This window comes from Streptomyces sp. TAA040 (assembly GCF_000424845.1).
Genome location: NZ_AUKR01000039.1, coordinates 1 through 12,202, shown reverse-complemented (window position 1 = coordinate 12,202; position 12,202 = coordinate 1). Strand labels below are relative to the sequence as shown.

Here is a 12,202-nt window from a genome sequence, read left to right as displayed (position 1 = left end):
GGCTCTCCGGTCGCTTCCGTGGGTCGCTGACCTGGGCTGATGCGCAGAACACGCCGTATCCCGGCTACGTTTCGACGTACGAAGGTACGAAACGGAAGAACCTGGATACGGCGTGCGATCTTCAAGAATATGGACTCGGCTGCTCGGTGTCGAAAAGACCGTGATCGAGCTGGTGGAGGCCGAGGAGTCCGCCCCGGACGGCGACGGCCCCGAGGACGTGCTGGTCGTGGTGCACGCCCGCCCGGCGAAGGGCCGCCGTCAGCGGTGCGGGATCTGCGGGCGGCGGTGCGCCAAGTACGACAACGGTGAGGGACGCCGACGCTGGCGGGCCCTGGACCTGGGCACGCTGCAGGCAGTGATCGAGGCGGACGCGCCGCGGGTGTCCTGCCCCGAGCACGGTGTGACGGTCGCCTCCGTGCCCTGGGCCCGTCACGGCGCCGGTCACACCCTGGCCTTCGACGTCACCGTGGCATGGCTGGCCACCCACTGCTCCAAGACCGCGATCACCCAGTTGATGCGGATCGGCTGGCGCACCGTCGGCAACATCTGCACCCGGGTGTGGGCCGAGGTCGAGGAGCGCGTCGACCTGCTCGCGGGCCTGCGCCGGATCGGCATCGACGAGATCTCCTACAAGAAGCACCACAAGTACCTGACCGTGGTGGTCGACCACGATTCCGGCCGCCTGGTGTGGGCGGCGCCAGGTCGTGACAAGCAGACGCTGCGGTCCTTCTTCGACCTGCTCGGCGAGGAGCGCTCCGCGAGGATCACGCATGTGAGCGCGGACGCCGCGGAGTGGATTGTCTCCGTGGTCGCCGAGCGCTGCCCGGGCGCGGTGCGCGTCATGGACCCCTTCCACACGGTCCAGTGGGCCACCGACGCCCTCGACGCGGTCCGCCGTCAGGTGTGGAACGACGAGCGCGGCGGCAAGGGCCGCGCCACCGCCGGATCGAAGTCCCTGAAGAAGGCCCGCTGGGCCCTGTGGAAGAACCCCGAGGACCTCACCACCGGCCAGCAGGCCCAACTCGCCTTCATCGCCAAGGCCCACCCGATTCTGCACCGCGCCTACCTACTCAAGGAGGGCCTGAGGATGGCCCTCAAGCAGGGCCAGGAAACCGCCCAAGCCCTCTGGGACTGGGTGCAGTGGGCACGGCGCAGCCGCCTGGAGCCCTTCGTGAAGCTCCAGCGCTCCATCGTCAAACACTGGGACGCCATCACCGCAGCCGCCGACCACGGACTGAGCAACGGCCTGGTCGAGAGCACGAACACCAAGATCCGACTCATCACCCGCATGGCCTTCGGCTTCAAGGACGCCACCGCCCTCATCGCCCTCGCCATGCTCAGCCTCGGCGGCCACCGCCCCCACCTACCGGGCCGTCACACCGCATAACCCCACCCACGGAAGCGACCGAAGAGCCGGAAATCGGCGCCGCCGTCGACCCGTACCAGGTGCGGCAGTCCACCGGCCGGCCCGTAAGGATCCTCCCGCAGCACCGCCGCCCGCACCGCCGCTAGGACCGACCCGCGGTGCGCGGAGCCGGCGGTGACCGCCCAGCCCATCACATAGCCGGTGCCACGGTCCTCGAACCACGTCACCCACACCCTCGACATGGTCTTGTCGGGCATCATCACCACCAGCGGGGCCTGCTTGTGATCGCCCTCCCACACCTGGTTCCGGGCCACCGCCGGCCGCCGGAACGCGGGGTCGAAACCGCGTGCAGCCGGAATACCCTCCCGCAGACCCGCCATGAAACCAGGGTCCAGATCACGGGCGATCGCGTCGTGCAGCGTCGTCAGACCGATCGGCTTCTGGCCCGCCTCCTTGGCGGCGCGCACCAGGTGCTCGTGCGCGCGCTTGACGTTGCCCTGGTAGTCGGCGAGGACATCGATGATCTCCTCGGTGATCCGGAACCGGCTGCGCTCGGGCTTCTCCGTGCTCCCGGTCTCCTCGGCGCGGGCCAGCCAGCGCCACACCTGCCGCACGCTCACATCCAGCGACTCGGCGACCAGCCGCACATGCGCTGTCGTCAACTCCCCCGCACCACGCAAGTGGAGCAGCTGGGCCACGGCAGCGGGACGCAGTTCGTCCCGATGCCGCCCCAAGCCCTCCTGCCAGGCGCCGTCCAGCGTCGTCACCGGTGCCCGCACCCCTCCAGCGGGCGGGCGGATAACGGCACGGCGATCACGTAACGCCTCCAACAACGCCTGGACACACAACAGTTCAGCCTGACGCATGTGTGACGGATGCGCCTGACGCGAGGCTATGAGCTGTGTGTGAGCTTCCAGCCCAGCTGCCCACCCGGACGGGTGACAGCACAACGTTTCCCGACAGTTCGATGGACGCGTGTGCTAATGGCCCTCGTGGGTCGCCGCGGGAATCCGCACCAGCCAGGCTCCGCGCCACCGGCGTCGCGCTCCCCCGCAGCACCTGCCAAGAACCGCCGGACACCGCCCAGGAGAGTGAAGTGGCCGTTTCCTTCCGGCTCTCCGCCCGGCCCATTCACTGAGCTCGAAGAACGCTCCGTCAGTCGTGCTCCCGGCCCGTCGGTCTGGTCGACGTGTCGTTCTGGAAGGCTTCGATCCTCGCCCAGAGTGCGTTGCCCAGGGCTCGGACTTCAGGGGTGTATTCGATCCCGCATTCCCGGGCGGCTTCCCGGGTTCGGGCCTCCTTCTCCGCCTGAGTGAGCGTGGCGGCGTCCCTGCCGAGAATGTCGTCGATGAGCAGGCCACTGACCACAGCCGGCTCAGCGGCCGGGCCCTGCTTCCGCGCCGCTTCCTCAAGGAGCTGACGCTTGAGCCGTCCGTCGCGCGCCCCTCGCGTGGCGGCCCGCCGGACATAGGTCGCAATGGGAACGTTGAGCTCGGCCGCGTGCTCGCTGATCAGGGCATGCTCTTCCAGCGAGAAGGCCACCACGACTTCGAGGTCCGAGGGCTCTTTTTCGGTCATGGCGCCCATGATGGCCCTCGACTCCGATAATTCCGCCAAGTCCACCCCGATCGATCGCAGTCGTCCCCACCCCGGGAAGGGCAGCAGACCCGTGACCCCACACCTCCAGGAAGACCAGGAGCACAAAGGAGACACGGGGAAGGTGACACCGGCCGATACGGCCTCGCGTCACTGCAATGTCCGGGGAACTGTCACCATGATCGACCGATCCAACTGCCTCTGAACAGCGCCAACACGCCTACAGGTCAGTGACACACGAAGCCGAACATCCCAGTGACATCACGGCCGAACCTCACACCGTACGGTCATGACGTTCCACCAGAAGGTCGAAGAGGCCCGCGCGTTCGCGGAGAAGCTGCCCGAGACCGCTGCCGAGCTGTACGTCAACGACACCTCCGACGACGACCTGACCGCCGCCGACAAGCTGCCCGCGTCGTCGATCGACGCGGCCTTCTACGAGCTGGAGGCCGGCCGCCACGTACCCCCGGACCGGGTCTGGTCGGCGTGGCTGTGCGGCGACCACCTCGTCAGTGAGCGGCGTGAGATTCTGCGGCAGTTCGCCAACGGCATCGACGCGGCCGGGCACCGGGTCCACCGCGCCTTCCTCGCCAGCGTTCGCGTGCTCGGGGAAGGCGTCGACATCACCGGCGAGCGAGGAGTCGAGGCCGTCTGCTTCGCGGACACCCGCGGCTCCCAGGTGGAGATCGTGCAGAACATCGGCCGGGCGCTGCGGCTCAACCGCGACGGCTCCACCAAGGTGGCCAGGATCATCGTGCCGGTGTTCCTGGAGCCGAACGAGGACCCGACGGACATGGTCGCCAGTGCCAGCTTCCGGCCCCTTGTAGCCGTGCTCCAGGGGCTGCGCTCGCATGACGAGCGACTCGTCGAGCAGCTCGCTTCCCGGGCGCTCACGAGCGGGAAGCGCAAGGTCCACGTCCAGCGTGACGAAGACGGGCAGATCGTCGCAGCCGGCGGCGAAGGCGAGGGCGACGGTGAGGGCCAGGAGGACGACGACACGCAGGCCGCCGCCGAAGCCGTCCTGCTCCACTTTTCCAGCCCACGCGACGCCGCGACCATCGCCGCGTTCCTGCGCACCCGGGTCTACCGGCCCGAGTCCCTGGTCTGGCTGGAGGGCTACCAGGCGCTGCTGCGGTGGCGGAAGGAGAACGAGATCACCGGCCTCCACGCCGTGCCCTACGACGTCGAGGTCGAGGTCGGCGTCACCAAGGACTTCCCGCTTGGCCGATGGGTGCATCAGCAGAGGAAGGCGCTGCGGGCCGGGGAGCTGGAGGCGCGGCGCAAGACGCTGCTCGACGCGCCGGAAGCCGGGATGGTCTGGGAGCCGGGCGAGGAAGCCTGGGAGAACAAGCTCGCCGCGCTCCGGTCCTACCGGCGGGCCATGGGGCACCTCGCGCCGCGACAGGACGCGGTGTGGGGCGAGGGCGAGGCAATGGTGCCGGTCGGCCAGCACCTGGCCAACCTCCGCCGCAAAGGCGGCCTCGGCAAAGACGCGAAGCGGGCCGCCGCACGCGCGAAGCAGCTGGCCGCAGTCGACGAGGACTGGAACTGTCCGTGGCCGCTGGACTGGCAGCGCCACTACCGGGTGCTTGCCGACCTGGTCGACGCCGACGGCGTCCTGCCGGCCATCGAACCCGGGGTGCTCTTCGAAGGCGACGACATCGGGCGGTGGCTGGAGCGGCAGAAGAACCCGGGCACCTGGGCGCAGCTCCTCCCCGAGCAGCAGGAACGGCTGTCGAAGCTGGGCGTACAGCCCACCCAGGCCCCGTCTCCCGCCCCGGCAGCCGCACGTGCGACGACGAGCCCGACCAAGGCACAGCAGGCATTCCAGCGCGGCCTGGCAGCCCTCACACAGTGGGTCGAGCGGGAAGGGGCAGACCGGCCCGTGCCGCGCGGGCACAGCGAACAGATCGCGGTCGACGGCGAAGCCGAGCCGGTCTCGGTCCGGCTCGGGGTATGGATTTCGAACACCAAATCCAGGAGGGACCGGCTGGACGCCGACCAACTCGCCGCCCTCGCAAAACTGGGCATGGACTGGGCCTGACCAAGGCACGCACGGCTGTCCGTAGTGGGCGGCCGGTGCTCACTGCCTGTCTCGGGGCGGGAAGAATCCCTGGCGTTCCGAACCGTCCACGCTGAATGCGTGGACGGTGGCACGCCCCCTGATGTCCGCTGGCGGTGTCGGGTTCTCGATCACGATGACCTGGCCCGGCGGGTTCTCTAGGAGGTCGCGGTAGAAGTTCTCGGCGACGTCGGCGGTCATCAGCTCGGGACGGTCCTCGTGCGGGTCTTCGGGCCGGCGGTAGGTGAGGACCGGCGTGTCCAGCACGACGAAGCCCGGGTGGATCAGGTCGCGGGTTGTGTTCCGGCGCGCGAGTGATACTGCGAAGGCGGCGTGGAGGATGGAACGCATACCCCTGCCGCGGCTCCTTCGCGGCTGTCCGTCAACGGAGAGCTCGGCAGTCGTCGGGTCATAGCGGACGCGATTGTTCCCTGGAACATGCCAAGCTTCCAAAGTCTCATGAATCATGCGCTCGAAGTCGGCGACGTCGGCGGCGGGAATGCCGTCGGGACGGGCAGCCGGCAGAGCAGGAGCCACGGTTGACAGCGATGCCTTGAGGTCTTCGAGCTGGTCGATCTGAGCGTGCAGGGCAAGCTCGCTTTCGACCCGTGAACGGGCGTTCAGTAGTTCGGTGGCGTCCATGTCGACCGGCTGCATCCGTTGATCGAGTGCGCGGAGCTCCGCAGCGTTGTGCGCGAGCTCTTCGTCTCGGGCGGCGCGGGCCGACTCTATGTCCGCTGCCTGCTCTTCCAGATCTTCGATCACGAGGAGCAGGTCGCTGAGCAGTTCGGTTGTTTTTCGGGTCTCCACAGATACAGACGCTGCCAGCTGGGTGCTCTCGGCGGCGTGGTGCTCCAGGTGCTGGTGCTGAGGCTCGGCGCCGCAGAAGACGCAGGTCCCGGTCTGGAAATAGCCCAGAAGAGTTCCGGCCTCACCGACCATCTGAAGCCGGGCCAAGTCCGACTCGTACTGCTCCTTCAGCAACGCGAATCGCGCAAGCAGCTGCTGGACCTCGTCGCCCCGCTGCTGGGCCGCAAGGTCAATCTCTTCCAAGCCCCGGCGGTCACGCAGAAGGCTTGTGCGGACTTCAGCAAGTTCGACGGCGGCGACGGTCACCTCGCCGAGGGCCGCCTGCAGGCGGCCGAGCCGCTCCCGCAGTTGCGACTGGTTCGCCTCCATCGTGAGCTTCCCGCGGCTCTCATCGATCAGGTGGTCGATGACCGCGATCTTCCCCTTGCCGAACTGCTTCTCCAGATTGCTGGGCGCCGCAGGGCGCTCCGGCTCCTCCTCTCCGCTGAGGAGGAGTTTGAAGACCGATTTCTCCCTCGTCTCGTTCTGAGGCATACGGGTGCCAAGCACAGGGGACCTCTGGTCAGCCATGCGTGTGTCGTTGACGACGGCCAGGCGGGCCAGGTCCCGGAAGTTGAGCGGCAACGCCTTGCCGCCCGAGTTCTGGAGAACCCTTCGGCCGTCGATCCCCAGCACGCCCAACAGGTAGCGGGAGATGTTCTTCTTCGACTTGGAACTGTGCTTGTACCCCAGGGTCTCGTCGGCCGGCACGGACGGCACGTCCCGGAGGTTGCGCTTGAACACCTCGATGGTGTCACCGCCGACGGCGCGGGACAGGGTCAAGCTGCGGCCGTCGCTCGCACGCAGGCCCAGAAGGATACGTGTGTAGCCGTCGTCCTCGGGGATGGACTTGAGTTCGCTGACGCCCAGCATGTAGTCCACGGCCTCTTCGACGTAGGACTTACCCGTGTCGGAGGCTCCGTAGATGACGGTCAGGCCTGGGCTGAAGTCCACTGCCGCCGGGGGCCTGTCCATGCCGAGGAAGGTCAGGTGTACGAGCGTCAGCCTGTTCACAGGACGTCCTCTTCTCCCAGGTCGGCGGGGCTCACGTGGATGCGATCAGACCAGCGCTGGGTGATCTGTTTCATGCCCTCGCGGACGTCCGTTCCTTCATGCATGTAGGTGCTGGTGAGCCAGTCGGCTCGTTCGATGAGCTGCCCTACGTAGGGGGCCTCCAGGGCGCTGAGGAAGCTTGCCGCCTCGTCCGTGGCCCCGTACATGAAGCCGTGGTCGGTGGTCGTCATGTCGGCGAGGCCAGCGCGCAGCAGGACCATGAGGCCCTGCTCGATGAGGCGCCGGCGCAGGCCGAGCTCGCCGGGGCTGGCGGGGAGGTCGGGGTGGAGGCTCTCGGGGCCCTGGTCGAGGTCGCCGCTGTGGAGCATGGCGTGGTCCAGGTAGACGAGCTGGGCGACGTCCAGGCGGCGGGGAAATGTCTCTGACAGGAGGATCAGAGCGCGCATCCCGGCCTCCACGGGGCTGTTGAGAGCGGTCACGGGGTCTCCTCTTTGCACCAGGTCAGCCGGTCGTCGTTGGCCAGGCGATGGCACATGCCCTTGAGGTCGATGACTTTCACCACGGGGGCGAGGATGTTCGCCGGGTTCGGTGTGTGAGCGACGGCCGCGTCGAGTACGGCTTCCAGTCGTGCGTAGCCGCTGGCGTGGTCGCGGTCTTCGATCTCGATCACGGCGTCGTACAGGTCGGTCTCGATCGCGGTGTAGGTCGCTTCCGGGACGCTCTCCTGCGCGAAACGCCACAGCGACTCCGCGTGGAAGAAAGCGGCACGCTGGCGGAAAAGGTGGCCACTCACCTTCGCATGGTCGCGGGCCTCTTGCAGCGTCTCCAGGGCGAGGCCGTGCTTCGCGTTGTAGGCGTCCAGCAGCTTGCGGACGTAGACGGCTTCGTGGGGTGCCTGGTCGGGTGGGGCCGGGTCGGCGGCAGGGCGCGGCTTGAGCGGTTGCGGGAAGCGCCTCACATGGTGGGGGGTAGCAGCGTGCAGTTCGAGAATCTCTTCGAGGTTCCTGGCTTCGAACATCGAGAAGTTGGTCGCCTGCGCCAGCGCGCCCACGGCTGTACGCATCTCCGGGGTGAGCTTGGGCTTGGTCCCGAGCTTGGAGTCCTTGTCGTCCCACGCTGCGAAGAACTCGTCCTTCAGCTGGGGCGGGTTGAGCAGGAGTCGTTCGAGTCCCGTGCCGATCTTTGGTGCGACGAAGACATAGCGTGTGGGCAGCTCGTACGTGCCGAGGATCTTCGCGACGAAGATCTTCACCATCTCTGGGAAGGCGTCCGATTGCCCGAGCGGCTTGAGGTAGTGCTTGCACTGGTAGCAGTGCCACTCGCCTGCGGTGCCTTGCTCGGAGAGACAGGCTGCGACGTCCGCTCCGCGGTCGCCGGCCCCACCCATCCGCTGAACTCGGACGTAGGGACGGCCAGACCACGTACCGAACTGGTGGACCCACTCGACGGTGAAGTCCTCCCAGTCGTCAGCGTCGTAGATGTATTGCAGGTACACCTGAGGCGTGGGCAAGGGCGCGCTCTGGGCCGGCGGCGCAAGCACGACGACCTCTGGCGATTTGAGCTCCGGAAAGCCCTCGAATACCGGCCGGACTCCATCCCTCCCCGGCTCAAGCCTCCCTGCCACAGCCCACCCCCGGCCCCTACTGCCATGCACGATCACTCACGGTAGTGATATCACCCCGCATGGCCCGTCAGGAAGGCACCTGAGCAGCCTCACCCCCTTGGGGTTGGGGCGGCCGATCACCCTGCGGCCGCGGCCAGGCCGCGCCGAACCCGGCAGCCACGTCCAGGTGCAGAGCCGGATACAGGTAGGCCCCGCCGCGGTTTCGACGGACATGTGAGCGCTGATCTCCCTGACGAGGCTGGCTGGACGAGGGGGGTGTCGAGGACGTCGTACGCGCCCAGCCCGACCGTTGGTCGGCGTTTGTGCAAGTCAGGGGTGCAACACGCTTCAGATGTTGCAGCAGATACCCAAGGGTCGGCTACCGGCGGCGCGGGATGGTCATCCGGGCCTCCGCCAAGACGACGCCGGTCACCGAGGGGCGCTCTGTGCGTCGACGCATGGCCCTTGGGCGCGGAAGCGCGCGCGGGTTTCCGGCCAGGGCGTCGCACTGTCGTGGCCGGAGCAGCCGGCGCCTCCGCAAAGGGAGCGTGAGCCGGGCATTGGCATTCCGTTGTGCAGTGCCACCCGCCCGTACGCCTCGTAGCGCTTGCGGCCGTCCTCGCCGTCCACCAGCTCGTTGGCGAGCTCCTGCTTGGTCCAGCGTGCGAGATTCTCGCCCGGATAGCGCCACCTCCTGAGGATCATGGCAATGATCTCCGCCTTGGAGTGGTCGTCCATCAGAGCGTTCCTCCGCTGGAGGAGTTTGTTACGGAGCTCGACTTCGGCTGGGGAAAGCGGCGTGACCGCGTTGCGGATGTACTCGGGGTCCGTGTCCGCTTCGAAGAGCATGACGCAGTGATCGTGCGGCACAGGGACGGCGATTTTGCCCGGAAACTTGGCCTGCGACTCGGCGGCATCACGTACCCAGTTGAGGGCCTCGTGGTAGCCGAGGTCTGTGCCCTGCTCACGTGCGGTGCGCTGGAGTTCGCGGGCGCGCTGCTGCTCGGTGGTGCGCTTGGTCATGGACGGGGCCCTCTCGGCACCGGGTCTCGCCCCCACACGGCAACCTCGGCTCGATGGATCGTCAAGGTGTCCGTCAAACAGTCCGTCGATCCCGGAAGACCTTCCACCAGTGGTCCGGGCAGTGTGGGTGTCCGGGTGCGGTGTGGGCGTCGGCGAAGCCCAGGGCGTCAGCCCCGCGGGCAGGATACCGACTCTTCGCCCTCGCCGGAGATGCGGGCGACCAGGGCGGTGGCGCTGTCCGCGTACGGATCGATGGCTCATGTGCGTACCGAAGGACAGCACCGGGACGCTGGCGACTCCGTCGTGACCCGTGCCGTCGGCTTGTCGCCGGTGCTCGTCCAAGGGCTCATATCTTGCGGCAGCCAGTGCTGTCGCGAGAATGCAAGAACGGGCAGGCAGAGGCAGGCGACGTGGGAAAACTGACACGACGGACTGCAGATGCCGGCCCTGGCAGCTGGCCGCTTCGAGAGGCGGATGTGGGACAGATCGAGCAGGGGTTGGAGCGCGCGTTACGCACCCGGCCCGTTCCTGCAAGCACCGAGGCCCGCCTGCGGTTTCTGCTGGCATCACACGGTGGTTCCACTCGGCGGGTCGCCACCGTGCTGGGGGTGTCGCAGCGCACCGTGCAGCGGTGGATGACGAAGAAGCCAGGAGCGCGTCGTCCGCCGGGCCCGCTGCAGGTGCAGGCGATCGAGGAAACGGTCCTGGCCCGGTGGCAGCCCCGAATACGAGCCCGTCGACGCGCCCAGGCAGAGGCGGCGGGCTTCGTCTTCCATACCAGGGCGCGGTTCGGGTTCGCGGCTCCTGCGGGGTCCTCGGACGATCCGCGGGTGCGGTGGATCACCCAGGATCTGCCGGGAGAGGTAGCCCGGGAGCTGTTCGCCGCCCGGGACGCCGGCGCGGGCGAGCAGCAGCAGACTGTGATCCTGGCCCGTGCGTTGGGACACGCCTACTTTCGCGAATGGGGCCGCCGGGCCCACGGTCTGCACATCGCTTTCAGCGACATCGAGTTCGCCGACTTCTCGATCGGCTGAGCCTGACCCGTCGCGTCACCAGGTGAGGGTGTTCAGCGTCGTGAGGGTCGGGCGCGGCTGATCGGCGCTTCGTACTGCTCGGCTTCCTGCCGCTCGCGCCAGTCCCACTCCACACGGCCGACCGGGCCTTCGCGGTGGGCTGCGGGCGGCTGGGGTGGGCGCAGCTTGGCCGTCTCCGCCACGCGCAGCAGGTGCGCACGGTCACCTGGCGCGGCGAGCAGTTCCTGGTCCTCGCCGGAGACGATCCGGGTGAAGCAGGCCGCCGCTCGCAGGAAGACGCTGGCCCAGGGTGGGACGGGGTGGGCGGCGCAGCCGTCGGTGTAGCGGGCGCGGTCGTGGAGGGTGAGCGTGGCCGCGGCGGTGTCGTAGTCGCGGGGGCGTGCGGTAGCGAGTTGCTGGAGGGAGGCGCCGGTGAAGAGTGCGGCGGCGACGGCCGCGGCCAGGCGAGGGTGTGCGGTCGCCGCGTGCAACCGGTGGCCGACGCTCTGCGCGGTGTGCGCGGTGAGAGGAGCGGGCGGTGGGCGGTGCCGCCAGATGATCGGGGGCGGGGTGCACGGGTCGGTGCAGGGGCGGGGGCTGTCGTAGGAGATGAGGCGTTCCAGTGCGGGCACGGTGAGCCACCGGCCGGTCGTCCCGGCGGACTCATCTGCGAGCGGGGGTTCGGCGATAGGCATGCCGTAGTAGTGGCGACGGGCTGCGTCGAGGTCGGTGGTGACGGAGTAGTCGGCCGTCTGAAGGGCCTGGTACAGGGCGGCGGGAAGGCGGGGACGGTGGCAGACCAGGGTCAAGTGGATACCCGTGAGGGCACGCAGCTCCAGGAGTCGCATTGTGCGGCGGGTGGTGAGGCGGTGGGCGCGCAGGACGGTCAGCCGGGTGACAGGAAGGGCGGTCATCCAGGCCGTGGCGGCTTCCCAGGCGGGCTGACGACCGCCTAGGAAGCGCCCGGTGAGCAGGGGCGGTTTGCCCAGGGCGGCGAGAAGGTCGTGGGCGAGGCCGGTCTCGCTGGTGGTGCCCGGTCCGGGGTGCAGCGTGATCCGGCCGGACGGCGGATGGTGGGCGACCAGGGCGGTATGGGTGTGGATGACATCGTCATCGCGGTCGATGACCACGGCGACAGGCGACGGCGCGGCGAGCGGCATGGAGGGAGTTGTGGTGGTCAGCCAAGGCGGCTGAAGGCCCAGCGCAGCAGTTCCTGATCCACGCGGGCGCGGCCGGTGCGTGCCAGGGCGGTGCGGGTGTGGGCGGTCAGCTGGGCCCAGGCGCGGAAGTTGCCGTGCGCGGCGTGACTGTCGGCGAACGTGATGTCGTCGGGGTCGGCGTCGGCCCAGATCGGGTGGAACAGCGGGATGACGTCGAGGACCTCGCTGGGGGTGAGGCGGGTGAAGTGCTGCCAGATGAAGATGCGGGAGGAGAGCATCGGTTCGCGGCGCAGCACGGTGTGGCAGCCCTCGCCGCCGACGAAGATGATCGCGAGCTGGGTGGAGGGTTCGTCCCATAGGTAGCGGAAGTATTCGAACGCCTCTCCGTTGAGCCACTGGGCCTCATCCACGAGGAAGGTGCGGGGGCGTTCGGCCAGGGCGGTCTTCAGCAGGCGGTCGAATTCGGGCTCTCCTGCCGTATGTGTGGGTCACTCTGTGGCGGGTTGGCGGCCGGGG

The 12,202-nt window shown here is 68.4% G+C and carries 10 protein-coding genes and 1 pseudogene; 3 read left to right on the top strand and 8 right to left on the bottom strand.

The window, feature by feature from the left end; genetic code table 11:
• Positions 1 to 112: 112 nt before the first annotated feature.
• A complete protein-coding gene (locus H300_RS0120900) occupies positions 113 to 1,387 on the top strand; it encodes an ISL3 family transposase (RefSeq protein WP_028428956.1) in 1,275 nt (424 codons plus the stop codon).
• Here H300_RS0120900 and H300_RS28350 read toward each other — a convergent pair.
• Both H300_RS28350 and H300_RS28345 read right to left on the bottom strand, forming a co-directional pair.
• The gene (locus H300_RS28350; protein WP_486583980.1) at positions 1,375 to 2,133 is read right to left on the bottom strand and encodes a hypothetical protein; all 759 of its coding nucleotides are present in this window, start codon (positions 2,131 to 2,133) and stop codon (positions 1,375 to 1,377) included. The genes H300_RS0120900 and H300_RS28350 overlap by 13 nt on opposite strands.
• Positions 2,134 to 2,521: 388 nt before the next feature.
• A complete protein-coding gene (locus H300_RS28345) occupies positions 2,522 to 2,944 on the bottom strand; it encodes a hypothetical protein (RefSeq protein ID WP_158678416.1) in 423 nt (140 codons plus the stop codon).
• A 295-nt stretch (positions 2,945 to 3,239) separates the two neighbouring features.
• Between H300_RS28345 and H300_RS28340 the strand changes: the two are divergent.
• Positions 3,240 to 5,006, top strand: a pseudogene (locus tag H300_RS28340) (helicase associated domain-containing protein); the annotation flags it as partial.
• Positions 5,007 to 5,045: 39 nt separating this feature from the next.
• Here the strand turns inward: H300_RS28340 and H300_RS0120880 are convergent.
• The 4 genes from H300_RS0120880 to H300_RS0120865 form a co-directional block, all read right to left on the bottom strand.
• Positions 5,046 to 6,887 (bottom strand): hypothetical protein, encoded by a 1,842-nt coding sequence (locus H300_RS0120880; RefSeq protein ID WP_028428955.1) that lies wholly within the window; start codon positions 6,885 to 6,887, stop codon positions 5,046 to 5,048.
• Entirely contained in the window at positions 6,884 to 7,366 is a 483-nt protein-coding gene (locus tag H300_RS28335; protein ID WP_037981306.1) for an ABC-three component system middle component 2, read from the bottom strand. Before H300_RS28335 ends, H300_RS0120880 begins: the two co-directional genes overlap by 4 nt.
• Positions 7,363 to 8,382 (bottom strand): ABC-three component system protein, encoded by a 1,020-nt coding sequence (locus tag H300_RS0120870; protein WP_051270261.1) that lies wholly within the window; start codon positions 8,380 to 8,382, stop codon positions 7,363 to 7,365. The genes H300_RS28335 and H300_RS0120870 overlap by 4 nt, the downstream gene beginning before the upstream one ends.
• Positions 8,383 to 8,919: 537 nt before the next feature.
• Entirely contained in the window at positions 8,920 to 9,513 is a 594-nt protein-coding gene (locus H300_RS0120865) for a hypothetical protein (protein ID WP_028428953.1), read from the bottom strand.
• Between the two features lie 53 nt (positions 9,514 to 9,566).
• Between H300_RS0120865 and tpg the strand changes: the two genes are divergently transcribed.
• Entirely contained in the window at positions 9,567 to 10,547 is a 981-nt protein-coding gene (gene tpg, locus H300_RS30650; protein ID WP_078516191.1) for a telomere-protecting terminal protein Tpg, read from the top strand.
• A gap of 32 nt (positions 10,548 to 10,579) precedes the next feature.
• Here the strand turns inward: tpg and H300_RS0120855 are convergent, their stop codons facing one another.
• Both H300_RS0120855 and H300_RS32690 read right to left on the bottom strand, forming a co-directional pair.
• Positions 10,580 to 11,686 carry a hypothetical protein gene (locus tag H300_RS0120855; RefSeq protein WP_486583979.1) on the bottom strand — a complete coding sequence of 369 codons (1,107 nt, stop codon included), beginning with the start codon at positions 11,684 to 11,686 and terminating at the stop codon, positions 10,580 to 10,582.
• Between the two features lie 17 nt (positions 11,687 to 11,703).
• Positions 11,704 to 12,135 (bottom strand): AAA family ATPase, encoded by a 432-nt coding sequence (locus H300_RS32690; RefSeq protein WP_486583981.1) that lies wholly within the window; start codon positions 12,133 to 12,135, stop codon positions 11,704 to 11,706.
• Between the last annotated feature and the right edge of the window lie 67 nt (positions 12,136 to 12,202).